Source organism: Photobacterium damselae subsp. damselae, assembly GCF_038086725.1.
GTDB lineage: Bacteria > Pseudomonadota > Gammaproteobacteria > Enterobacterales > Vibrionaceae > Photobacterium > Photobacterium damselae.
This window is the reverse complement of sequence record NZ_CP146971.1, coordinates 629,585-654,736: the sequence shown is the minus strand read 5'-3', so window position 1 is coordinate 654,736 and position 25,152 is coordinate 629,585. Positions and strand designations below refer to the sequence as shown.

The 25,152-nt window shown below is 41.7% G+C and carries 16 protein-coding genes; 9 read left to right on the top strand and 7 right to left on the bottom strand.

Annotation, left to right across the window (positions count from 1 at the left end; genetic code table 11):
- Positions 1-100: 100 nt before the first annotated feature.
- Entirely contained in the window at positions 101-769 is a 669-nt protein-coding gene (locus WAX86_RS17715; protein ID WP_341489404.1) for a glutathione binding-like protein, read from the bottom strand.
- A 280-nt stretch (positions 770-1,049) separates the two neighbouring features.
- On the opposite strand from WAX86_RS17715, the gene WAX86_RS17710 reads away from it, so the two are divergent.
- The gene (locus WAX86_RS17710; protein WP_341489403.1) at positions 1,050-3,041 is read left to right on the top strand and encodes a TonB-dependent receptor domain-containing protein; all 1,992 of its coding nucleotides are present in this window, start codon (positions 1,050-1,052) and stop codon (positions 3,039-3,041) included.
- Positions 3,042-3,120: 79 nt separating this feature from the next.
- Entirely contained in the window at positions 3,121-4,188 is a 1,068-nt protein-coding gene (locus WAX86_RS17705; protein ID WP_341489402.1) for an ABC transporter substrate-binding protein, read from the top strand.
- Between the two features lie 119 nt (positions 4,189-4,307).
- On the opposite strand, the gene WAX86_RS17700 is transcribed toward WAX86_RS17705, so the two are convergent.
- The 3 genes from WAX86_RS17700 to WAX86_RS17690 all read right to left on the bottom strand — a co-directional run bounded on the left by WAX86_RS17700 (position 4,308) and on the right by WAX86_RS17690 (position 6,555).
- A complete protein-coding gene (locus WAX86_RS17700) occupies positions 4,308-5,333 on the bottom strand; it encodes a Rossmann-like domain-containing protein (protein ID WP_341489401.1) in 1,026 nt (341 codons plus the stop codon).
- A 90-nt stretch (positions 5,334-5,423) separates the two neighbouring features.
- On the bottom strand, positions 5,424-5,747 hold the full coding sequence (locus WAX86_RS17695) for a cupin domain-containing protein (RefSeq protein ID WP_005305485.1): 324 nt from the start codon (positions 5,745-5,747) through the stop codon (positions 5,424-5,426).
- Positions 5,740-6,555 (bottom strand): methyltransferase domain-containing protein, encoded by an 816-nt coding sequence (locus WAX86_RS17690; RefSeq protein ID WP_237030096.1) that lies wholly within the window; start codon positions 6,553-6,555, stop codon positions 5,740-5,742. Before WAX86_RS17690 ends, WAX86_RS17695 begins: the two co-directional genes overlap by 8 nt.
- Before the next feature lie 195 nt (positions 6,556-6,750).
- Here WAX86_RS17690 and WAX86_RS17685 point away from each other — a divergent pair, with 195 nt between their 5' ends.
- Positions 6,751-7,425, top strand: coding sequence for a Crp/Fnr family transcriptional regulator (locus WAX86_RS17685; RefSeq protein WP_238070726.1), 675 nt, complete (start codon positions 6,751-6,753; stop codon positions 7,423-7,425).
- Between the two features lie 56 nt (positions 7,426-7,481).
- On the opposite strand, the gene WAX86_RS17680 is transcribed toward WAX86_RS17685, so the two are convergent.
- Both WAX86_RS17680 and WAX86_RS17675 read right to left on the bottom strand, forming a co-directional pair.
- Complete coding sequence (locus tag WAX86_RS17680; RefSeq protein WP_044179690.1) at positions 7,482-8,087, bottom strand: YhgN family NAAT transporter; 606 nt, start codon at positions 8,085-8,087, stop codon at positions 7,482-7,484.
- 673 nt (positions 8,088-8,760) lie between these two features.
- On the bottom strand, positions 8,761-9,261 hold the full coding sequence (locus tag WAX86_RS17675) for a GNAT family N-acetyltransferase (RefSeq protein WP_341489400.1): 501 nt from the start codon (positions 9,259-9,261) through the stop codon (positions 8,761-8,763).
- 440 nt (positions 9,262-9,701) lie between these two features.
- On the opposite strand from WAX86_RS17675, the gene modA reads away from it, so the two are divergent.
- Complete coding sequence (gene modA / locus WAX86_RS17670) at positions 9,702-10,469, top strand: molybdate ABC transporter substrate-binding protein (protein WP_237035978.1); 768 nt, start codon at positions 9,702-9,704, stop codon at positions 10,467-10,469.
- A gap of 97 nt (positions 10,470-10,566) precedes the next feature.
- Complete coding sequence (locus WAX86_RS17665; protein ID WP_188013057.1) at positions 10,567-11,079, top strand: lipoprotein; 513 nt, start codon at positions 10,567-10,569, stop codon at positions 11,077-11,079.
- Positions 11,080-11,173: 94 nt separating this feature from the next.
- Here WAX86_RS17665 and nagA read toward each other — a convergent pair whose 3' ends face one another.
- On the bottom strand, positions 11,174-12,307 hold the full coding sequence (gene nagA, locus WAX86_RS17660) for an N-acetylglucosamine-6-phosphate deacetylase (protein WP_341489399.1): 1,134 nt from the start codon (positions 12,305-12,307) through the stop codon (positions 11,174-11,176).
- A 211-nt stretch (positions 12,308-12,518) separates the two neighbouring features.
- Here nagA and WAX86_RS17655 point away from each other — a divergent pair, with 211 nt between their 5' ends.
- The 4 genes from WAX86_RS17655 (at position 12,519) to WAX86_RS17640 (ending at position 25,107) form a co-directional block, all read left to right on the top strand.
- Positions 12,519-13,901, top strand: coding sequence for an MDR family MFS transporter (locus WAX86_RS17655; RefSeq protein ID WP_341489398.1), 1,383 nt, complete (start codon positions 12,519-12,521; stop codon positions 13,899-13,901).
- 207 nt (positions 13,902-14,108) lie between these two features.
- Positions 14,109-18,884, top strand: coding sequence for a retention module-containing protein (locus WAX86_RS17650; protein ID WP_341489397.1), 4,776 nt, complete (start codon positions 14,109-14,111; stop codon positions 18,882-18,884).
- 17 nt (positions 18,885-18,901) lie between these two features.
- Positions 18,902-21,682 carry an Ig-like domain-containing protein gene (locus WAX86_RS17645; RefSeq protein ID WP_341489396.1) on the top strand — a complete coding sequence of 927 codons (2,781 nt, stop codon included), beginning with the start codon at positions 18,902-18,904 and terminating at the stop codon, positions 21,680-21,682.
- Between the two features lie 17 nt (positions 21,683-21,699).
- Positions 21,700-25,107, top strand: a complete 3,408-nt coding sequence (locus WAX86_RS17640; protein WP_341489395.1) for an Ig-like domain-containing protein — start codon at positions 21,700-21,702, stop codon at positions 25,105-25,107.
- Positions 25,108-25,152: the final 45 nt, after the last annotated feature.

Here is a 25,152-nt window from a genome sequence, read left to right as displayed (position 1 = left end):
TCACATTTAAACGCACTTGATACTTGGGTATATTTGAACTAACTACATTTTGAAACTGGTATCTAATTAAACTCGCTACTGTATAAGACCGATTTATAGGCTAGTTATTTTTAATATCCAAATAGTTATATGTCTCTAAACCTATCTTTGTTTTAGGTCGTTGACAGCAGCGATCAACCCAATTGAGAATGTTGGGGTATTTACTCATATCGATAACCGAATCAATATGATAAAAATTTCGAATCCAGATAATCCATGGGAACATAGCGATATCTGCAATTGAATACTCATCAGCGACAAGGTAGCGCTTACCCGTTAATTCCGACTCAATATAATCTAATACTTTGATACTTTCATTTAGATAACGCTCTTTAGGGTAGGGATCTTTGACTTTATCTTTTGCATAGGTCGAAAAGTGACCGTAAGCACCAAATACGGTTCCCTCTGTACTTGCTTGGTAAAATAGCCATTCAATGGTTTGAGCGCGATGGAGAGGATCATTTGAGATAAGTTTATTAAATTTCTCTGCTAAGTAGAGCAAAATAGCGCAAGATTCACCAATAATTTGGGGATCTTCACTATCTTTCGATTTGTCTGCTAAGACCGGAATTTTATGGCGAGGATTAATTTTAGAAAAAGCTGCAGAAAACTGCTCGCCTTTTGTAATATCAATAGTGTGTAAATCATACATAACGCCCATTTCTTCCAATGCAACTGGAATTTTAATCCCATTGGGTGAACCTAATGTATATATCGTTAGATCTGACATGTGATCTCCTTAATAATGATTTAGGCATAAAAGGTGTATTAAGATTACATTATTTGTGACGGAATAAAAATGATATATCTGAAGTTATATATTGAGGAATTTAACGTTTAATATAAAGCTAACTGGTTGAAATATAGATAAAGCTTCATTTCCTTCTTTGAATTCTAATAAATAGATTTAATCACCTTAATTTCATATATGCCATTGATAATTATCAAGAGTAGCCGCAGGAATTTACCTCTATTATTCTGTTGAGAATGATTATCAATTAGGTGGGTTCATGAAATACTCAATAACATTGCTGACTTTACTGCCTTGTCTCTCTTATGGTGGCGAAGTAACAACGTTAGATGAAGTTTTGGTTGTTGATCACAACAGTGCGGTGTTATATCCAACTCGAATGGCGCAAGAAAAAATTATTCGAAATCAACCAGGAGGGGGAAGTTTAATTACAGATAAATCAATCATTAGTGCTCGCCCTGAAGATGCTTTGTCACAGCAAGCTGGCGTGGTGGTGCAAAGTTTTTCTGGTGGAAATGATCAAACGCGTTTAAGTGTACGTGGTTCTGGTATTCAAAGTTTTCCACCTACTCGCGGGTTAGCTATTTTCCAAAATGGTTTCCCAATTAATGATGCGGATGGCTCGTTTAATTTAGGCCTGGTCAATTTTTCAAACACACAGTTTATTTCAGTGCTACGTGGTGCCAATGCTCTGCGTTCGGCAACCTCAAGCTTGGGCGGTGAAATTGAGCTCTTTTCAAATCAAGGTCGTCAAAATAATCAGGTTTCTTATCAATTAGGTAGTTTCGGTCGCCAAAATACTTTTGCGACAGTAGGGGCCGAAAACAGTGATGGTGATATTAATCTGAGCGCTAATTTAGATGATTATAATGGCTATCGAACTCAATCATCTTCACACCGAAAAGGTTTATCGCTTAACTCAACGTATTTTTTATCAGACCGCTTATCAAACAGCTTATACGTAGATTTAGCAAAGTTACGGTTCAATATTCCCGGCCCTTTGAGTAAAGATCAGCTAGAAGATGACCCAACACAAGCGAACCCTATGTATGCGAAAGCAAAGCCGTTTCGTCATTTAGAAAATATTCGAATAGGTGATCGATTCTCTTTTGCGCAAGGTCAGCAACGCTACGATCTGCAATTGTGGTATAGCCATACATTTGATGATTTCAAAACGCCAATGAGCCGTTATATCAGTCATATTAATACATACGGTTCTTCTCTATCTGCTGATATTAAGCTAAATGATCAACACCATTTAACTTCTTATCTTTCTTTTGATCAAAGTGATATTGATAGGTCGTTTTATGCTAAAAATAACGCATCCATGGGTGTATATAACCTTACTGCTAATAACCTACGATTTAATGTTCGAGATCATTATCAGATTGATCGGGACTTTTCTGTTATAGCGGGAACCGATTTTGCTTTATCTCGTCGTAATGGCGAAAGTAAACATCAAAATCTGGACCAACGCTATCGAACTTTTGCCCCTAAAATTGGTGCTTTATATCAATGGAATGCAGCAAATACGCTGTTTGCTAATGTCAGTTATAGTGCTGAGGTGCCAACATTTTGGGATATTCAAGATACTAAAGGTCAAAACGTAATACTTAAGCCTTTAGAGCAGCAAAAAGCCACCACGTATGAAATTGGTGCTCGTGGTTCACTGTTGGATAGTTGGTATTATGATTTAGCCATTTATCATGCCATTGTCGATAATGAAATTGTCTTAACGTACGATGATTCAGGTACTCAAATGGGGGCTTTCAACTACCAAGGAACCTCTTGGCATCAAGGTGTTGAATTGGCTCTTAATAAAACACAGTATCTTGGTAGTACGGAGCTAGATTATAACTTAACCTGGACTTTTAACCGCTACACGTTCCAAAGCGGGTTATATCAGGGTAAGCATTTACCTACAATTCCAGACCATATTATTACGGCGCAAATAAAAGCGAAACATGGCAAATTTGGTGCTGGAGCCGATATGAATTATGTCCCAACCTCGACACCTGTTGACTATGTTAATAGTGGACGCCAAGAGCTTGATCCATATTTAATTGTGAATGTTGGTGTTGATTATCAACCTATTACTGACCTGACAGTGTGGGCTAAAGTCGACAATATTTTAGATGAGAATTATGCCGCGATGTCGGTAGCCCGTGACAAGGTTGGTTCTAGTAAGCAGCCTACGCAATTTCCTGGGTTAGGTCGTAGTGTCAATATTGGTTTTCAATATAAATATTGATCCGTCTTAAAATAATAGGAATTCATGGCCGAAGAGTTATCTCTTTGGCTGTGGCCTATAGATTCCAAATTAAAACGTTATGAATAAAAAAATAATTGGTTTTTGTTTTGCTTTCATATTAGAGCTTAATCCTGTCAATGCATTAGCAATTACCGTGACTGATATGATGCAAAACCAAGTCTCTATTGATTCTCCGCCCAAACGAGCCGCTATTGCAACCGTACCCATAGCTTCTTTACTTATTAGTTTAACGGGTCAACCTGAGCATTTAGTTGGAGTCCATCCTTTTGCTAAAGAGACATTACTTGATGGCACTCTTGGGCAATATTATCCTCAATTACAAACGCTGGAAACCGACGTTATCGCACGTAATTTTTCGCCTAATATTGAAGCTCTCTTGGCTTTGCATGTGGATCTTGTTGTCCAGTGGGGGCATCTTAACCCTAAATTATATAAACGGCTACAGGCAGCTCAGATCCCAACAATTACGCTACTATATGGCACAGAAGATTATAGTCAGCAGTGGATTAAAATCATGGGAGAAATATCAGGACAATCTGTTAAAGCGTCTCACCTGTTGGCTCAACGTAAGGCATGGATTGAGAAACTTCAGCAACAACAGCAAAGATATCAAACCAAACCTAAAGTACTCTATTTGTCTTCTTGTAAGGACAGTCGCTGTTTTTCCATGAGTGGAAACTCCAATGTTCAATTTGATATTGAGTTGGCTGGTGGCATTAATTTAACCCAAGATATTCATACTCAACAAAATACCAGCATTAATATGGAACAAATTATTGAATGGGACCCAGATATTATTCTATTAGGTAACTTTGATAAAAACTTTATGCCACAAGATATTGAGAAAAATGCACTGCTATCTTATACCACAGCGGCTAAAAAACATCAGATATATAAAATACCGCAAGCAGGCTTTATTTGGGATGTTCCAAGCCATGAAAACCCTGCATATTGGCTCTGGCTCAGTGCTATTTTTCATCCATCGGCTCCAATTAAACTAACGACGATTGATCTTAAACAGATGATAAAGCAGTGGTACGGTATTGAATTAACCCCACAAGATATTAAGGCAATTTTAAAAACAGATATAAATCGTTACGATGCGAGATTACAGTTTGATCGTTAATGGATGAATAAGAATATAGCGATCAAAAAGAAAAAAGTAACAGGCTCAGTTATTATTAGCTGGGTCTGTTACTTTTGTTATTGATAAATCAGATCGGCTTTTTAGATATTATTTTTTATTTAGTTCACAGGAGGATTTGGTTTTTCGTTGTATGTTTTTGCACATAAATAACGACTTTCTACTAAATCATCTAGCATGATCATTGCGCCTGATTCGGCAATAAACTGCATGGCTTTGGTTGGATTTTTCATAATTAAACCACTAATTTCATCAATGCCATAATCAAAAAGAATAGGACATAAAGGCGCACTAGGGCCAACAAGTAGATGATGTTGGATATTACGGCTGCTACATAAAATAGGCTCTAAACTACCATTCATTAATGTTTGAGCTGTTATTGCTAATTGTTGTGCATTTTGAAAAGCCATTGGTGCATCTTCAACCGCAATATCTCCAGGTCTGGGTTCCCGTTCAATAATTTTCGCGCTAGGCAATCGCTGCTGAACAGAACGAAAACCGCCAATGATGACTAAGCCATCCCCTGGTGGTGTAATCGCAGAAAATCCGCCTGTATGGTTAAAATGATACGGGTTATCTATTCGATTCCAGTAAGCGTTGATGGCAGCCAGACCAAGAGCTCGACATAAAGGGTCGAATGAACAGAAGTATTGTGCTAGTTGAGCCAGTGTTTTTCCAGCAAAGCCTTCTTTAGGGCGAATTGTTCGGGCACCTTCTGTTCCTCGTTCTGGACTGCGAGCAATACCGCATAAATTACCTACCTTCACGAAGACCCAATTAAAACCAAAAAGAACGCTATCTACAACGATGGAGTTTGGAATACTAGCTGCTAGTGCTTGTTCAAGTTGTCCGCCGCCAATAGCCTGAATAATGGCGAAAGGATCGGGTGTGATCCCGTGATGATTGATGGCGAATTCTAAGCTTGAACAAGTAAGGATTGTGACGGGGTAACCTAATGGTGTTGTATTGATTGTGAACAGATCCTCTTGAGAAGAGAGCTCCCATCCTGCTTGTTGTAGTTGTTTAATCGCAGAGGTAAAGCAGATGGTTTTTTCTGGAGACGAGGTATCTACGTAAAGCGTGTAATGATCCTGGCAGAAGGTAAGGGGATTTTGAGATATCTGCATGTAGAGCCTATGGTTATGTTTTGGAATGACTAAAAGTGATGAGACTAAAAACGGGCAAGATTCCCGTTTTTAGTTAAAAAGAAATGTAACTTATTGATTGTCTTTTAATAGATGAAGTAAAAATTTAAGGGGCTTTGTCGCTTGAATACTGTGTGGCATTTTAGCATCCATAATGGCCCATGAACCGGGAGTCATAGTGCGAGGCTCTTGATCAAAAGTGAAGATACATTCCCCTTCTAGCACTTGAACAATTGCTGGGCTTGATGCTGTATGCTCGGTCATTTCTTCATTTTCAGCAAAACCAAAGATAACAGCTCGAACTTTATCTCCTTGATATAGAGGGCGTGAGGTGATGCCAACACGAGGAATTTCGATTTCTTCAAGCAGATTTTCATAAAGGGTGTAGTTAAACATTAGGTTGTTCCTTCTTTTTAACAACAAAAGTAATGGCGGCTATATTTCGGCCATGTTCACGGAAGATATTTCGCATGGATAAAACCCGTTTTCTGACATCGGGTTTTAACGCTAAATTTTTTAAAATTTTTGCACATCCTATAATGCCTTCATCTTGTATCATTCGAGTTGGCTCAAGCAGATGCATAGGTGCCATGGCTTCATATTCAATATCAAAACCGCACTCTTGAATTAATTGACGCCACTCTCTAGCTGTTAATGGTTTCGCTGGGTGTTGAATGGCTTCGGTCAATGATTTTTGAATATCTCGTTGTCGATGAGGTGCAATATCATCAGGCGTTATACACATTTCATGAATACCAAATCGTCCATGCGTTTTAAGAAGACGACACGCTTCGATCATTATTTGTTTTTTTCGAGCCGTCGTTTGCATCGTTAGCATGGCTTCACAATAGACGACTGTGGCTATCTCCGAATGTAATGTCGAATCTTGAGCACTATTAACATGGCAGGTTTGGTTTTTACCGTTAAGATAAGAACGAACAATCTCAGCTGCGTGTTCGTTTTGTTCTACTGCCGTATACGTTTTCGGCTGTTTTGCTAAAGTCATCTTAGCGGTTAATCCAACCCCTGGAGCAAATTCAATAACCTCATCAATAGCCGTAATATTGAGCTCATTTAACATCTTATTGGTTAGTTCAAGCCCTCCTGGACGTAGTACTGTTTTTCCAATTTGAGCAAGTACCCAATGACCAGGCCTCTTTGTTATTTGATGATTTTCGCCCGGCATTGTAAGTTTGTTCGGCATCGTGTTTTTCCTATCTAGTGAAAAATAATAGGAACAAACAGTAATAGCAGGGATATAAAACTTACCCAGCGGAAAGTTACACTAATCTCATCCATAAAAAGTTCCTCATAAAGATTGCATCTCAAATGATAATCATTATCATACAATGATGTATTTGAAATATATCTTGATAATTATCAAGTAAGGAAGGGTATGATGAGTTTTTCAATTATCTCTTTACTGAATAAAACGCAGTTAGAGAAACTGGCATCCCATCAAGAGAAACTCATTTGTCATACTGGATCGATACTTTTCCATCAAGGTGATGAGGCGAATCGAATGTATGTCATAGAGAAGGGCAAAGTTATCCTTTATCGTTTGATGCCTAATGGCGAAGAGAAAGTGTTTAATGTTTTTCTTGCGGGGGATGTTATTGCTGAAATGGCTTTGTTTATGTCGCCTCGTCAATATCCAATGACGGCTCGAATAGAACAAGATTCGGTTTTATTGGCTTATCAACATAATGATGTGAAGCAATTGGTTTCTGAGACCCCTGAACTTGCTGTTCGCGTAATGGAATATATGACCAATAAAATTCATAGCTTAGTTAATGATGTTAATATCTTAACTCAGGTCAATGCTAATCAACGTTTTGTTATGAAATTAGCTGAAATATATAAAAAACAAGGGCTAAAAACCGACAAAATTAACCTATTAACCACTAAAAAATTATTAGCTACTCAGTTAGGCATGACCCCAGAGACATTATCACGAGCGATTAAGCGGTTAAAAAATGAAGGGCAAATAGTTGAAAGTGGGAACAGTTTGAAGATTATGGATATTTCAGAACTCTGTCGCTCTGTTGAGTTAACACCCGATATTTTTGAATAGTGTTTGGGGATATACCTAAGTACCATGAAAATACCTAGGTATATCAAAATTAGAGGTTATCCATGAAGCGTTTTAATATATTCAAAATAGCCAAATACGCCATCTAAGAACATCTGTACCGCAAGCATAAGTAGTAACATACCCATTAAGCGCTCAATTGCAGTTAATCCTTTCTTACCGACAATGCGCTCAAATACTTCAGAGAACATTAAGATAGCAGCGGATGCTCCCCACGCACCAATTAAAGCAATACTCCAGTCAAACATACGATTTGGATCTTGGTGCGCAACTAAAATCAAAGTTGCCAATATAGAAGGACCAGCAAGCATAGGAATGGCAAGTGGGACCAGAAATGGTTCTTCACCTGCAGCCATATGACTAGAACCTTCTTTGGATGGAAAAATCATTCGAATTGCAATAAGAAATAGAATGATCGCACCAGCAATAGAAACAGCTTGTTGTTTAAGATTTAAGAAGTTAAGTACGGTTTCTCCCGCAAATAGAAAGAGAAACATGACTAACAACGCAAAGCAAAGCTCACGAATTAAAACGATGCGTCTTCTCTTTTTATCTATATGCCTAATGATTGATGAAAACATAGGGAGGTTTCCCATAGGATCCATAATCAAAAAGAACATAACAGCAGCAGAAAGAGTGTCCATAGCGTACCCTAAATTAAATGTTAAACAGTCTGAGAGGAATCTCAGGAATTAATGATGTCGATTATCTGAATTGTAGCGATTCGGTGCTTTATGAGTAAAAGCAGGATAGTGTTCCGTATTATTAAAATGTCTCGCCGTTTTTCGGGCGTAAGTCTACGCTTTTCTTTTACGAACTCATAGACATATTTTGTACTTTTTAACGGCACTGTGTACGTTATTTTACCTAGGTAAACGATTGTTTTTACCTTATATGATATTTCTTTGCGCAGGAATTATAGATGAGTAAAGAGTCAGTAAATGTTTGGCAACAGTGTGAGAGTCTACAAAACGTAGGTTTGATCAAAAAGTGCCATTTTAATCGTAGTATTTTGAGATTTAGGGTTCGTTCTTAATAGAATGGCTGCTAGTATGATGATTAAAAGTGTGAAGTGTTTCTAATCTTTGCATAAGGTATAGAATAATAACAATATGCTTTTTCTTTGAGAGAGCGCTCCCAGTATTACACTTAAATGAGGTTTGGCCGCCACTATGTTAAGTGTTAATACATCAACTTGTTACAACATAGCTGAACTTACTCTTTGCTCTACATTTCTGTAAGTTATTCGTGACAAACCCGGATTGATACTCCGGGTTTTTTATTATCGAGAAAATGAATGATTGTATTGTAATACCATTAACGGATGCGTTTTCTCGGTCCCGCTAGCTGCGTCATAATAGCATCGAGATTAATGGTTTCATCTAGAACTAAAGCGAACCAATCGTAGCTAAGATCCAGTCCTTTTATATGTCCGTAAGTACCGTAGTATTTGAAACCAAACTTATCTAAGTTATTTATAGATGCGTGATTGTCAGGTTCTACAATAGCGTACAGTACCTTTACGCCGTTCTCCCTAGCGTAATCAATCCGAATTTGGGTAAATTTAGCGGCAATACCCATACGTCGATAGTCTGACGATACAAATAAGTACCCTAATTCAAGATAGTCAGACAGCGTTTCAGATCCCTTGATACTGGCCATACCAATAACTTCTTGTTTGGTATTGACGGCGACGACATTCAAAAATGAGTCAGTAAGACTTTTCCAATTTTTTGTTTGGCGATTAAAAACAATCTCTGCTTCAGAAACAAGTTGAGCGTTAGGAGCAGTGATAAATTCAAAAGAATCGTGAAACATTGAGAACCTGCAAAGGTAAATAATCAAAGAAAAATGCTCTTGAAGCGATAAGTGCTCAAAAGGCGGCGTAGTTTCTTTTTTGTTTGATTAAAAAGCAAGGGATTTTTAAGCGATTTTCTTAATTATTGAGAAATACAAGGTGTTAAATATGCTTACGCAAACATTGTTTTCTAAAATGAAGGGCTTAAGTGCTGGAAAACACCATTGTGAGGAATAAAATTGAGTTTTTGTTTATACAGTGGAGGAGGAGTCATGAAAAAAGCATCAAAAAATAGAAAGTTGTGGTATTTCCATATGCATGAAAAACGCAGTAATGCACCTGTAAGAAAACATATGAAGGTTTGAAAAATCTAAAAAAGCTGAAATTCTTTTCTATTCGCTCTCTTGTAATTTTCGATGTGTACTATAGTATATATCGAAAATTCATGGAGAGTATTATTATGTCTGTAAAAACCTGGGCTTATTCATCTTTGTTACTTGCACTTTTTAGCCAAGGTGTTATGGCAAAAGATGTCACAGTGTTTGCTGCGGCTTCGTTAACCAATGCACTAAACGAGATTTCTACTGATTATAAAAAAGAATCTGGAATGAATACGGTGATGTCATATGCCTCTTCTTCTACATTGGCACGTCAAATTGCACAAGGTGCGCCTGCTGATATTTATCTTTCTGCTAATGAAAAATGGATGGATTATGTTGCAGAACAAGGTGCTATTGATAAAAATTCTCGTATAGATTTACTGAAAAACGCCTTAGTGCTGGTGGCTCCAAGTAACTATCCCGAAAATAAGATCACGATAACTTCATCGTTCGATTTAACAAAAGCACTTGATGGTACTCGTTTAGCGGTTGGCGATCCTGCTCATGTTCCTGCGGGTCGTTATGCCAAGCAATCTTTAGAAAATTTAGGGTTATGGAAACAAGCGGAACCTTTGTTAGCAAGAGCAAATAATGTGCGTGGTGCTTTAGCTTTAGTAGAAAGAGGTGAGGCTAAATTAGGTATTGTTTATAAGACCGATGCTGACATTACCAATAAAGTTAAAGTTGTTGCGGATTTCCCTGCTGATTCTCATAAACCAATTACTTATCCTATTGCCATTGTGAAAGGCCAAGAAAATAACAAAGATGTTGTTAGCTTTTATGATTATCTTCGAGGCCAGCAAGCTAAATCTGTGTTTGCTAAGTATGGATTTACAATCGTTAAATAGCTCACGTATTGCAAGGAATTTAATGATTGATGCTTATTTGGAATAAATGATGTAATCTCATAAGTATCTTGAGTTATACATAAGTAAGAAGGTTTTTATGCGTCGAGCACTGATTGTGGCAGGTTTTATTGCGACACTTGCTGGTTGTAGTAGCGCTTCTCAGAATATTGAGTCTCAACAAGCGGCGGAGCAGCAAGGGTACAATGATGGTTGTAAAGGTGCCTTGCAAAATCAATGGCAGCCTGCTCAAACAACTTTAGATGCAATGAATGCAAAAGATAAGCTCAGTTATCAACAGGGCTGGAAAGCAGGATTTCAGCGTTGTGTTATTGGTATAGGACCAGTAAAAATTAATAGTTCTATGCCTATTGCCAAAGAGCATATCAAGCCAGAGTCAATGACTGAATATGGTTACGATCAAGGGTGCAAAAATGCGCTTCAAGGTACCTATTCAATTCAAGGTGATTTTGCAAATGCGCCTAAACTCTCAGGTACGGCTGCTGAGTATACATCAGCATGGCACCGAGGTTATAACCGTTGCCGTATTGGGTTGGGGCCTGTAAAACTTGCTCCTGGATTAATTGTTCCAAATCAGCATCCAAATAAATAACAGCTCTAAAATAAATGTAAAAAAGCGAGCTAACAGGTTAATTTAGCTCGCTTTTTATTAAACTCTTTTTATGAGAGCATTTTTAGATAAAGACTTAAAACTCTTGACGACCCATCTGGAAAATATGCTCAACCTGATTGTTGTCATTTAATAGAACAATATTCGCTTTATAACCTTCAGCAATTTTACCGTAGCTATCATCGATTTTAATGGCTTTTGCCGGATAAAGAGAGGCCATTCTCAGTGCTTCTTCTCGAGATAGACCAACGTGCTGGATTAGATTCCGAACGCCTTCAATCATCGTAATTGCTGCACCTGCAATAGTTCCATCTTCATAATGGCACTTACCGTTTGTTACATACGCTTTTACACCTGCCATATCGTATTCTGTCATATCTGTACCAGCTGGTGTTACAGCATCGGTAACCATAAATAATTTTTCACCCATAAGTTGGTGAGCAATACGAACCGAAGGATAATCAGCATGGATGCCATCTACAATGATCCCTGTATGAGGTTTTTTATCAAAAATATAACCAACAACACCCGGTTCACGAGATCCAAGGGGAGTCATTGCATTATATAAATGAGTAGCCATTTCTAGACCATTTTTTTCGCATACTTGAGCGTAGGTTGCATTGGTGTGGCCGAGAGAAACAGTAATTCCTGCATTTCTAACAATATCAATAGCTTCTTGACTTGTATTTTCAGGAGCTACGGTTAGAACTCGAATTTTATCTGCATTTTGAGCAAAGAAACGAGCAGTTGGTAGATCCAATTCACGAATAAATTCTTGGCGATGAGCGCCTTTCTTTTCAATACTAATGAATGGTCCTTCAAGATGGAGACCGAGCACACCATGAGTTTCTGGCTGATCTAATTCACCGACGATTGAGACAATATTTTCCATTGCTTGTTGATCGCTGGTGATAAAGGTGGGTAAGAATTGAGTTGTTCCCGTCTTCAAATTTGTTTTATTCATGATATCTAAGGTTTTTAGACTAGGATCGGTATTAAGTAACACGCCACCACAGCCATTTAACTGGAGGTCGATAAATCCTGCTGTTGCTAAATAGCCTTTACCATCTATTTGGACATCTGGCAGTTGTGTGTCCATTGTTTCATTATTCGAAATAACTTTTGTGATTGTGTCATTTTCAATAATGATAATTTGATTGTGATGAATTTCTACACCATCGAAAACGTTAACATTAGTAATCGCGTACATACAGGTCTCTCGTTATTGTAAGTTATTTTTCTTTGTGAAATAACATACCAGTCATTTTATAAGCAGGTCAAGAGAAAGCAATCTGGTTTGAGCGTGATAGAGGTTATAAATGGTATGAAAAGATAAGTTTAGTTAGGGCCTGTTAATGTTTCTTTTATTCAAAACAAGCGATAATAAGTAGTTATTAATTTATTAAACAGTAGGTTGCTTAATGTCTCCCCAAACTATCTTTGCGAGTGTTGCGTTAGTTATCGCATTGGGTTCTCTTGAAAAAAGTATTGTTACCACACCATTACCATTGATAGGGCAAGATCTTAATGCTGGCCAAGCTCTAACTTGGGTTGTAACTGCCTATTTATTAGCAGCAACGGCAGTATTACCTGTTTATGGAAAACTTAGTGATATATTTGGGCGAGTGAAAATGTTAAACGTTAGCATTGTTCTCTTTATGCTCGGATCTGTTGCTTGTGGTTTATCCGATTCTTTAACTCAGTTAATTCTGGGACGTATTTTACAAGGACTGGGAGGCGGAGGTCTGATTGCATTGGCATTTACCGTTATTGCCGACAGTATTCCCGCTCGTGTTGTGGGCAAGTATCAAGGTTATATTTCCATTGTTTATGCGGTATCGAGTATTGCTGGTCCCTTGCTTGGGGGCTACTTTGCTGAGCATTTAAATTGGCGATGGGTATTTTGGATCAATTTACCGCTTGGAATTCTGGCGATTTGGATGATCAATCGTAATTTGAAACATTTAAGTAAAGGCCGTAAATCTCCATTTGATTGGAAAGGCGCGGGGCTTTTGATGTGTTCAACTACATTGACACTATTGATATTATCTCCTGAAGCTAATTTACCACTTGGGTGGGCCGCTTTTGCATTATTACTGTCTTTAGTTGTTCTTTATTGGGTCGAACGTAGTGCCAGCGATCCTATTCTTCCTTCTCGTTTAGCTCGTCTACCAGGGTATTTAGTCAGCGTCAGTCTAATTTTATGTTCTCAGTTATTGATGTTTGCTGTCTTAGTGTATTTACCTCTTCAATTGCAGTGGCAAAAAGGGATGACAGCATCGGAAAGTGGTCTCTTTATGATGGTCTTTATGTTCAGTATCACAACAGGTGCATTTATTGGCGGTAAGCTGATTGCTCGCTGGGGAAATTATAAGATCTTTGTCGTACTTGGTTTCTTGATGGCTTCTCTAGCGTTATGGCAATTACACTTTGGCTTATGGATTCGTGTTGCATTAGCTTTTGCAGGTCTTGGCTTAGGATTTACTCTGCCTGCTCTTAGCGTAGTTGTACAAAATGTTTTGCCGCCAAAGGATCGTGGTATCGGTATGTCTCTGTTTAACTTTGGTCGAGAGTTAGGTGGGGCTATCGGTGTTGCAGTGTGTTCAGCTGTATTTCATTTCCAGCTACCAAAAGATATTGTAATTAATAAAGCTGATGGACTAGCAAGCCTTGAACCTCAGTTACTCGCACAAAGTTTTAATGCGACTTATGTTGTGATGGGGATTTTTGCTTTAGGGGCTTTCTTGTCTGCAATTATATTGTTGAAGTCTCAGTCCTTAGCGATAGATGTTGAGAAACAATAATTTTCAATGCCTTAATGGTATGTTTTATGTTGAGTTAAATTTATAAAATACTGTTTGATTTTACGTAATTTCGAGAATTAATGTTTACTATCAGGAGATAATTTCAATAAAGTCAAAAAAATGACATTATCCATACATGCTTATTAGATATATATTGACCCTATTTTATTGTGTGATAAATTCTCAATGCATATAAAAGGGGTCTGTATGAATATAATTGATTTAAGAGATGATTTAGTAGTCGAATCTGTACAAGGTTCTGTATATACAATTGATAATAAAGGAAACTTAGTTCAATTATATGCAGGTAGTCACCTTAATAAGGGCGATAAAGTTATTTTACAAAATGATGCTTCTTTTGACGCTCTTGTTCATAATCAAACTGTAACATTTGATAATAGTGCAGATAACATGACTGTTGAGGATTTGAAAAATTTACTCAATCAACAGTATGCTGCAACAGTACATCAAAATTATATCAATCAATCTCAACCAGATGATGATTTAGCTTCTTCTCTGTTAGTGAAGCAATCTCATAGTGTTGATCATCAAATTTCAAATAACGTAACCTTAGATACTATCCATAGAATGATTGAGGATGGTCAGGATCCAACGTTAGCACAACCTAAGCCTGCTGCTGGTAATGAGCTGAGCAGTTCGGCTCCTGGTTCTGTATATATCGATTATGACAACGATCAAATGTTGGCAGAGGCTGGGCATGATACTGCTTATAAGCCAACTGATAATCAAGAAAGAAAAGATTATATCGGAGGGGATGAGTCTCTTTTTCTTCCACCGCTGCATGCTGGCGTACAGATCCTTTCAATTGCTGAAGATAATGTTATTAACGAATCCGAAGCGCATTCAAAAGTATCTATTACAGGTACAGTATCTCAAGATGTCAAAGTCGGCGATATTGTCGAGTTATCATTAGATAAGCAGCCTATTGGCCATGCGACAGTGACTCTTGTTAATGGGGAACTGGTTTGGACGACATCTGTTGATGGTTCAACCTTAGTTAATGCTAATCTCGATTTAGTGACAGCGACAGTAACAACGCATGATTCACATGGTCGTACAGTAAGCGCAACAGACGATCACACTTACAGCATTGATACAGACATTGCCGCGAAAATTACGATTACTTCGATTGCGACTGATGACAATGTGACAGGCCCTGACTCTGAGCATAGCCAGACAATCATCGGTACGGTAGGTGGCGATGTGCAAGAGGGGGACCACGTCATCGTAAGTCTCGATGGCAAGGTATTGGGCACCGCGACAGTCCAAGCCGATAAGTCTTGGAGTTTGAACGTTGATGGTAAAGTCTTGTTGGATGCAGGCCGCGATAGCGTGACTGCAACGGTCGACATTCGCGATGCGGCGGGTAACCAGGCTCATGCAACGGCGACGCATGATTATACTGTCGATGTTTCTGCGAGTATTGATATTGACCCGATCACAGGCGATAACATCATCACTCAAAAAGAGGGGCATGAGCAGAGTCTAACCATCACGGGCAGCGTAGGCGGTCAAGTGCAAGCGGGTGATACCGTCATTGTTACTATCCATAATCATCAATATAAGACGACCGTTGGTGCCGATAATAAGTGGTCTGTCGATGTGACGGGCGAGGATGTGCTGCATGCCGATAAAGCGAGCGCGACGGTAACGACCTCATACAGCTCACATAATGCAACCGCCAGCAGTGATGAAAACTATCAAGTTGACATTAAAGCCGATATCGCGATCGATAGCATTGGTGGCGATAACATCATCAATGACACCGAATCAAAAGGCAAAGTGCCGGTGAGTGGTACCGTAGGCGGTGACGTCAAAGCAGGTGATGTGGTTAACGTTATGGTGGATGGCCACAAAGTGGGAGAAGCCAACGTTGTTGAACAGGACGGTAAGTTAACGTGGACAGCCGAGGTTGATGGCAGCGTATTAAAAAATGCAAGTGCTGACAGTGTGACGGCAACCGTGACGACTACAGATGAAGCGGGTCACAGTGCAAGTGCTACTGATGAGCATACTTATAAAGTCGATACCGACATTGCCGCATCTATCACCATTACCTCGATTGCGACCGATGACAATGTGACAGGCCCTGACTCTGAGCATAGCCAGACAATCATCGGTACGGTAGGTGGCGATGTGCAAGAGGGGGACCACGTCATCGTAAGTCTCGATGGCAAGGTATTGGGCACCGCGACAGTCCAAGCCGATAAGTCTTGGAGTTTGAACGTTGATGGTAAAGTCTTGCTGGATGCAGGCCGCGATAGCGTGACTGCAACGGTCGACATTCGCGATGCGGCGGGTAACCAGGCTCATGCAACGGCGACGCATGATTATACTGTCGATGTATCTGCGAGCATTGATATTGACCCGATCACAGGCGATAACATCATCACTCAAAAAGAGGGGCATGAGCAGAGTCTAACCATCACGGGCAGCGTAGGCGGTCAAGTGCAAGCGGGTGATACCGTCATTGTTACTATCCATAATCATCAATATAAGACGACCGTTGGTGCCGATAATAAGTGGTCTGTCGATGTGACGGGCGAGGATGTGCTGCATGCCGATAAAGCGAGCGCGACGGTAACGACCTCATACAGCTCACATAATGCAACCGCCAGCAGTGATGAAAACTATCAAGTTGACATTAAAGCCGATATCGCGATCGATAGCATTGGTGGCGATAACATCATCAATGACACCGAATCAAAAGGCAAAGTGCCGGTGAGCGGTACCGTAGGCGGTGACGTCAAAGCAGGTGATGTGGTTAACGTTATGGTGGATGGCCACAAAGTGGGAGAAGCCAACGTTGTTGAACAGGACGGTAAGTTAACGTGGACAGCCGAGGTTGATGGCAGCGTATTAAAAAATGCAAGTGCTGACAGTGTGACGGCAACCGTGACGACTACAGATGAAGCGGGTCACAGTGCAAGTGCTACTGATGAGCATACTTATAAAGTCGATACCGACATTGCCGCATCTATCACCATTACCTCGATTGCGACCGATGACAATGTGACAGGCCCTGACTCTGAGCATAGCCAGACAATCATCGGTACGGTAGGTGGCGATGTGCAAGAGGGGGACCACGTCATCGTAAGTCTCGATGGCAAGGTATTGGGCACCGCGACAGTCCAAGCCGATAAGTCTTGGAGTTTGAACGTTGATGGTAAAGTCTTGCTGGATGCAGGCCGCGATAGCGTGACTGCAACGGTCGACATTCGCGATGCGGCGGGTAACCAGGCTCATGCAACGGCGACGCATGATTATACTGTCGATGTATCTGCGAGCATTGATATTGACCCGATCACAGGCGATAACATCATCACTCAAAAAGAGGGGCATGAGCAGAGTCTAACCATCACGGGCAGCGTAGGCGGTCAAGTGCAAGCGGGTGATACCGTCATTGTTACTATCCATAATCATCAATATAAGACGACCGTTGGTGCCGATAATAAGTGGTCTGTCGATGTGACGGGCGAGGATGTGCTGCATGCCGATAAAGCGAGCGCGACGGTAACGACCTCATACAGCTCACATAATGCAACCGCCAGCAGTGATGAAAACTATCAAGTTGACATTAAAGCCGATATCGCGATCGATAGCATTGGTGGCGATAACATCATCAATGACACCGAATCAAAAGGCAAAGTGCCGGTGAGCGGTACCGTAGGCGGTGACGTCAAAGCAGGTGATGTGGTTAACGTTATGGTGGATGGCCACAAAGTGGGAGAAGCCAACGTTGTTGAACAGGACGGTAAGTTAACGTGGACAGCCGAGGTTGATGGCAGCGTATTAAAAAATGCAAGTGCTGACAGTGTGACGGCAACCGTGACGACTACAGATGAAGCGGGTCACAGTGCAAGTGCTACTGATGAGCATACTTATAAAGTCGATACCGACATTGCCGCATCTATCACCATTACCTCGATTGCGACCGATGACAATGTGACAGGCCCTGACTCTGAGCATAGCCAGACAATCATCGGTACGGTAGGTGGCGATGTGCAAGAGGGGGACCACGTCATCGTAAGTCTCGATGGCAAGGTATTGGGCACCGCGACAGTCCAAGCCGATAAGTCTTGGAGTTTGAACGTTGATGGTAAAGTCTTGCTGGATGCAGGCCGCGATAGCGTGACTGCAACGGTCGACATTCGCGATGCGGCGGGTAACCAGGCTCATGCAACGGCGACGCATGATTATACTGTCGATGTATCTGCGAGCATTGATATTGACCCGATCACAGGCGATAACATCATCACTCAAAAAGAGGGGCATGAGCAGAGTCTAACCATCACGGGCAGCGTAGGCGGTCAAGTGCAAGCGGGTGATACCGTCATTGTTACTATCCATAATCATCAATATAAGACGACCGTTGGTGCCGATAATAAGTGGTCTGTCGATGTGACGGGCGAGGATGTGTTGCATGCCGATAAAGCGAGCGCGACGGTAACGACCTCATACAGCTCACATAATGCAACCGCCAGCAGTGATGAAAACTATCAAGTTGACATTAAAGCCGATATCGCGATCGATAGCATTGGTGGCGATAACATCATCAATGACACCGAATCAAAAGGCAAAGTGCCGGTGAGCGGTACCGTAGGCGGTGACGTCAAAGCAGGTGATGTGGTTAACGTTATGGTGGATGGCCACAAAGTGGGAGAAGCCAACGTTGTTGAACAGGACGGTAAGTTAACGTGGACAGCCGAGGTTGATGGCAGCGTATTAAAAAATGCAAGTGCTGACAGTGTGACAGCAACCGTGACGACTACAGATGAAGCGGGTCACAGTGCAAGTGCTACTGATGAGCATACTTATAAAGTCGATACCGACATTGCCGCATCTATCACCATTACCTCGATTGCGACCGATGACAATGTGACAGGCCCTGACTCTGAGCATAGCCAGACAATCATCGGTACGGTAGGTGGCGATGTGCAAGGGGGGACCACGTCATCGTAAGTCTCGATGGCAAGGTATTGGGCACCGCGACAGTCCAAGCCGATAAGTCTTGGAGTTTGAACGTTGATGGTAAAGTCTTGCTGGATGCAGGCCGCGATAGCGTGACTGCAACGGTCGACATTCGCGATGCGGCGGGTAACCAGGCTCATGCAACGGCGACGCATGATTATACTGTCGATGTATCTGCGAGCATTGATATTGACCCGATCACAGGCGATAACATCATCACTCAAAAAGAGGGGCATGAGCAGAGTCTAACCATCACGGGCAGCGTAGGCGGTCAAGTGCAAGCGGGTGATACCGTCATTGTTACTATCCATAATCATCAATATAAGACGACCGTTGGTGCCGATAATAAGTGGTCTGTCGATGTGACGGGCGAGGATGTGCTGCATGCCGATAAAGCGAGCGCGACGGTAACGACCTCATACAGCTCACATAATGCAACCGCCAGCAGTGATGAAAACTATCAAGTTGACATTAAAGCCGATATCGCGATCGATAGCATTGGTGGCGATAACATCATCAATGACACCGAATCAAAAGGCAAAGTGCCGGTGAGCGGTACCGTAGGCGGTGACGTCAAAGCAGGTGATGTGGTTAACGTTATGGTGGATGGCCACAAAGTGGGAGAAGCCAACGTTGTTGAACAGGACGGTAAGTTAACGTGGACAGCCGAGGTTGATGGCAGCGTATTAAAAAATGCAAGTGCTGACAGTGTGACGGCAACCGTGACGACTACAGATGAAGCGGGTCACAGTGCAAGTGCTACTGATGAGCATACTTATAAAGTCGATACCGACATTGCCGCATCTATCACCATTACCTCGATTGCGACCGATGACAATGTGACAGGCCCTGACTCTGAGCATAGCCAGACAATCATCGGTACGGTAGGTGGCGATGTGCAAGAGGGGGACCACGTCATCGTAAGTCTCGATGGCAAGGTATTGGGCACCGCGACAGTCCAAGCCGATAAGTCTTGGAGTTTGAACGTTGATGGTAAAGTCTTGCTGGATGCAGGCCGCGATAGCGTGACTGCAACGGTCGACATTCGCGATGCGGCGGGTAACCAGGCTCATGCAACGGCGACGCATGATTATACTGTCGATGTATCTGCGAGCATTGATATTGACCCGATCACAGGCGATAACATCATCACTCAAAAAGAGGGGCATGAGCAGAGTCTAACCATCACGGGCAGCGTAGGCGGTCAAGTGCAAGCGGGTGATACCGTCATTGTTACTATCCATAATCATCAATATAAGACGACCGTTGGTGCCGATAATAAGTGGTCTGTCGATGTGACGGGCGAGGATGTGCTGCATGCCGATAAAGCGAGCGCGACGGTAACGACCTCATACAGCTCACATAATGCAACCGCCAGCAGTGATGAAAACTATCAAGTTGACATTAAAGCCGATATCGCGATCGATAGCATTGGTGGCGATAACATCATCAATGACACCGAATCAAAAGGCAAAGTGCCGGTGAGCGGTACCGTAGGCGGTGACGTCAAAGCAGGTGATGTGGTTAACGTTATGGTGGATGGCCACAAAGTGGGAGAAGCCAACGTTGTTGAACAGGACGGTAAGTTAACGTGGACAGCCGAGGTTGATGGCAGCGTATTAAAAAATGCAAGTGCTGACAGTGTGACAGCAACCGTGACGACTACAGATGAAGCGGGTCACAGTGCAAGTGCTACTGATGAGCATACTTATAAAGTCGATACCGACATTGCCGCATCTATCACCATTACCTCGATTGCGACCGATGACAATGTGACAGGCCCTGACTCTGAGCATAGCCAGACAATCATCGGTACGGTAGGTGGCGATGTGCAAGAGGGGGACCACGTCATCGTAAGTCTCGATGGCAAGGTATTGGGCACCGCGACAGTCCAAGCCGATAAGTCTTGGAGTTTGAACGTTGATGGTAAAGTCTTGCTGGATGCAGGCCGCGATAGCGTGACTGCAACGGTCGACATTCGCGATGCGGCGGGTAACCAGGCTCATGCAACGGCGACGCATGATTATACTGTCGATGTATCTGCGAGCATTGATATTGACCCGATCACAGGCGATAACATCATCACTCAAAAAGAGGGGCATGAGCAGAGTCTAACCATCACGGGCAGCGTAGGCGGTCAAGTGCAAGCGGGTGATACCGTCATTGTTACTATCCATAATCATCAATATAAGACGACCGTTGGTGCCGATAATAAGTGGTCTGTCGATGTGACGGGCGAGGATGTGTTGCATGCCGATAAAGCGAGCGCGACGGTAACGACCTCATACAGCTCACATAATGCAACCGCCAGCAGTGATGAAAACTATCAAGTTGACATTAAAGCCGATATCGCGATCGATAGCATTGGTGGCGATAACATCATCAATGACACCGAATCAAAAGGCAAAGTGCCGGTGAGCGGTACCGTAGGCGGTGACGTCAAAGCAGGTGATGTGGTTAACGTTATGGTGGATGGCCACAAAGTGGGAGAAGCCAACGTTGTTGAACAGGACGGTAAGTTAACGTGGACAGCCGAGGTTGATGGCAGCGTATTAAAAAATGCAAGTGCTGACAGTGTGACAGCAACCGTGACGACTACAGATGAAGCGGGTCACAGTGCAAGTGCTACTGATGAGCATACTTATAAAGTCGATACCGACATTGCCGCATCTATCACCATTACCTCGATTGCGACCGATGACAATGTGACAGGCCCTGACTCTGAGCATAGCCAGACAATCATCGGTACGGTAGGTGGCGATGTGCAAGGGGGGACCACGTCATCGTAAGTCTCGATGGCAAGGTATTGGGCACCGCGACAGTCCAAGCCGATAAGTCTTGGAGTTTGAACGTTGATGGTAAAGTCTTGCTGGATGCAGGCCGCGATAGCGTGACTGCAACGGTCGACATTCGCGATGCGGCGGGTAACCAGGCTCATGCAACGGCGACGCATGATTATACTGTCGATGTATCTGCGAGCATTGATATTGACCCGATCACAGGCGATAACATCATCACTCAAAAAGAGGGGCATGAGCAGAGTCTAACCATCACGGGCAGCGTAGGCGGTCAAGTGCAAGCGGGTGATACCGTCATTGTTACTATCCATAATCATCAATATAAGACGACCGTTGGTGCCGATAATAAGTGGTCTGTCGATGTGACGGGCGAGGATGTGCTGCATGCCGATAAAGCGAGCGCGACGGTAACGACCTCATACAGCTCACATAATGCAACCGCCAGCAGTGATGAAAACTATCAAGTTGACATTAAAGCCGATATCGCGATCGATAGCATTGGTGGCGATAACATCATCAATGACACCGAATCAAAAGGCAAAGTGCCGGTGAGCGGTACCGTAGGCGGTGACGTCAAAGCAGGTGATGTGGTTAACGTTATGGTGGATGGCCACAAAGTGGGAGAAGCCAACGTTGTTGAACAGGACGGTAAGTTAACGTGGACAGCCGAGGTTGATGGCAGCGTATTAAAAAATGCAAGTGCTGACAGTGTGACGGCAACCGTGACGACTACAGATGAAGCGGGTCACAGTGCAAGTGCTACTGATGAGCATACTTATAAAGTCGATACCGACATTGCCGCATCTATCACCATTACCTCGATTGCGACCGATGACAATGTGACAGGCCCTGACTCTGAGCATAGCCAGACAATCATCGGTACGGTAGGTGGCGATGTGCAAGAGGGGGACCACGTCATCGTAAGTCTCGATGGCAAGGTATTGGGCACCGCGACAGTCCAAGCCGATAAGTCTTGGAGTTTGAACGTTGATGGTAAAGTCTTGTTGGATGCAGGCCGCGATAGCGTGACTGCAACGGTCGACATTCGCGATGCGGCGGGTAACCAGGCTCATGCAACGGCGACGCATGATTATACTGTCGATGTTTCTGCGAGTATTGATATTGACCCGATCACAGGCGATAACATCATCACTCAAAAAGAGGGGCATGAAAAAGTATTAGATGTAACTGGTAAAGTTGGTGGTCAGGCTCGTGAAGGGGATGAAGTTACAGTAACTATTGGTAATAACAAGTATATAACTCATGTTCAGAAAGACCTCACTTGGAGTATTGCTGTTGCTGGTATGGATATTTTACATGCCAATCAAGCGATTGCTAGTGTAACAACATCTTATAGCTCACATAACGTTACAGTTGATGCTGATGAGCCATATAAAGTTGATATTGGTGCTCTAGTCACTATTGATTCAATTGCAGAAGATAACATTGTGACTCAAGCTGAAGGTAAGAGCTCTGTAGTAATTAATGGTTCTGTAGGTGGTGATGTTAAAGATGGAGATATAGTCACATTAACAATTGATGGACAACAATTTACTGGTGAAGCTAAAGATGGTCGTTATCAGATTACCGTCGAAGGTAGTGCTTTATTAAAGGATAGTGATCGTATTGTAGAGGCTTCTGTCACTACAACTGATGGTGCTCATCATTCTGCTTCTGATACAGCAGAAAAATCATATCAAATAGATGGTGTGGTGATCCAAGCTGATAATGGTGATAACACTATAGTTGGTACAGTTGGCTCGGATTTATTAATTGGTGATCTAGATCCTGCTAAAATTGTTGATGTTCCAACTAATGTTAATTTTGTGATAGATACATCAGGCAGTATGTATTACGGTCGATTGTTAAACCTTGATTCTATTCATATGAATAGTGCTGAAAAGTATAAAGTCTTTGTAAATTATGGTGCAACATTGACCGCCGCTGATGGCACACAACTTTATAATGGTAGTTCTCAGAGTGGATGGGTTACAGTTACCTACGACCAGATGAAAGCTGGCTTGCAGTATGATGGTTATAGGGCAGAGGATCCAATCTATATTAAGTCATCAATAGGGGAAGATCAGACGTATAAGTTAACAGATTTCCCTTCTGTTTTTGATATGACAAAGCAGGCTTATCAAGTGTTAGTTGATGAGATCTTGACGAATACCAATGATAAAAGTTCTTTAAACTTTAATGTGGTTACCTTCAATAGCACTGTTGGGGGGGACTCGTCGTTTCATTATGATGCTGAGAGTAATAGCTTTGTAAATAGTCGTGGTACCGATATTCATAATTATCTGAATTCTTTGATTGCTGGAGGTGGTACTGAATTTGAAGCTCCATTAAAAACTATAAGCGATCATATTGTTACAGATGGTAATACTAGAAATGTTGTTTACTTCCTAACTGATGGTAAGGACAATACAGGATTTAGTAATTCAGCTAATAATTCAGATTATGCGGCTTTAAAACATGCAGAGGTTATTTCAATTGCTGTTGGTCCATCAGGAGATGCAGATCAAGTTAACCAAATTGCTCAATTGGGTGAAGGGTATAACAATAATAATGACTCAGAGCCAAGCTATTCAAAAGTGATCACAAATACCAATGAGTTAACAGATATATTTAAAGACATCGGTCAACACTTCATTCCTGGTAGTGACACTATTACAGGAAGTGATGATAACGATGTGCTTGTTGGCGACGCTTTAAATATTCATTGGATGTATGACGAAGGATTGTTGCATGGACAATACCATGAGCCTGTAAAAGGTAAAGTTGATACATATCCTGCAACTATTATTAAACAATATTTAGCAGATGAAGCCCACAATGGCGATACTAACAAGGTTCTTACTTCTGATATTAACCATTTTATTGCCGACCACTTAGATAAATTTGGCAACAATGAATATGGTGGTAATGATCATATTAGTGGTGGTAAAGGCAATGATATCTTAATTGGCGATGGTGGTAATGACACTTTAGATGGTGGTTTAGGAGACGATCTACTTGATGGAGGCCTTGGTAATGACTTCCTAACTGGCGGGGCTGGTAACGATACCTTTATTTGGAGTGATCGTTCACTTGTAGCAAAAGATTCAGCAAGTAATAATCCTATAGATCATATTAAGGATTTTGCTATCGGTGAAGATAAGATCGATCTAACCGATATTCTTGATAAGAGTGACAATACCACTATTGATGATTTGCTAAAGCATGTGAGTGCAGAAATTAAAGATGTCGGTAAAGATGATAAAGCTGATGTCGTATTGACAGTTCACAATAGTGATAGCTCAAAACAGGCAACCATTGTCCTAGATGACTTTGCTTCACACTCTGATTTAACAGGTATCACCAGCTCGAATGAGATTGTGCAACACTTGTTTAATGATCATGTCTTTAAATAACACTTAGCTTAAATATAAATAATAAATAAAAGGCCCTTAAGTTCG

Excerpts from the sequence above, each read along its gene's own strand:
- WAX86_RS17715 (WP_341489404.1), bottom strand. The coding sequence starts at position 769 with ATGTCAGATCTAACGATATATACATTAGGTTCACCCAATGGGATTAAA.
- WAX86_RS17700 (WP_341489401.1), bottom strand. The coding sequence starts at position 5,333 with ATGCAGATATCTCAAAATCCCCTTACCTTCTGCCAGGATCATTACACG.
- WAX86_RS17705 (WP_341489402.1), top strand. The coding sequence starts at position 3,121 with ATGAATAAAAAAATAATTGGTTTTTGTTTTGCTTTCATATTAGAGCTT.
- WAX86_RS17710 (WP_341489403.1), top strand. The coding sequence starts at position 1,050 with ATGAAATACTCAATAACATTGCTGACTTTACTGCCTTGTCTCTCTTAT.
- WAX86_RS17680 (WP_044179690.1), bottom strand. The coding sequence starts at position 8,087 with ATGGACACTCTTTCTGCTGCTGTTATGTTCTTTTTGATTATGGATCCT.
- WAX86_RS17665 (WP_188013057.1), top strand. The coding sequence starts at position 10,567 with ATGCGTCGAGCACTGATTGTGGCAGGTTTTATTGCGACACTTGCTGGT.
- WAX86_RS17655 (WP_341489398.1), top strand. The coding sequence starts at position 12,519 with ATGTCTCCCCAAACTATCTTTGCGAGTGTTGCGTTAGTTATCGCATTG.
- WAX86_RS17675 (WP_341489400.1), bottom strand. The coding sequence starts at position 9,261 with ATGTTTCACGATTCTTTTGAATTTATCACTGCTCCTAACGCTCAACTT.
- modA (WP_237035978.1), top strand. The coding sequence starts at position 9,702 with ATGTCTGTAAAAACCTGGGCTTATTCATCTTTGTTACTTGCACTTTTT.
- WAX86_RS17690 (WP_237030096.1), bottom strand. The coding sequence starts at position 6,555 with ATGCCGAACAAACTTACAATGCCGGGCGAAAATCATCAAATAACAAAG.
- WAX86_RS17695 (WP_005305485.1), bottom strand. The coding sequence starts at position 5,747 with ATGTTTAACTACACCCTTTATGAAAATCTGCTTGAAGAAATCGAAATT.
- WAX86_RS17650 (WP_341489397.1), top strand. The coding sequence starts at position 14,109 with ATGAATATAATTGATTTAAGAGATGATTTAGTAGTCGAATCTGTACAA.
- nagA (WP_341489399.1), bottom strand. The coding sequence starts at position 12,307 with ATGTACGCGATTACTAATGTTAACGTTTTCGATGGTGTAGAAATTCAT.
- WAX86_RS17685 (WP_238070726.1), top strand. The coding sequence starts at position 6,751 with ATGAGTTTTTCAATTATCTCTTTACTGAATAAAACGCAGTTAGAGAAA.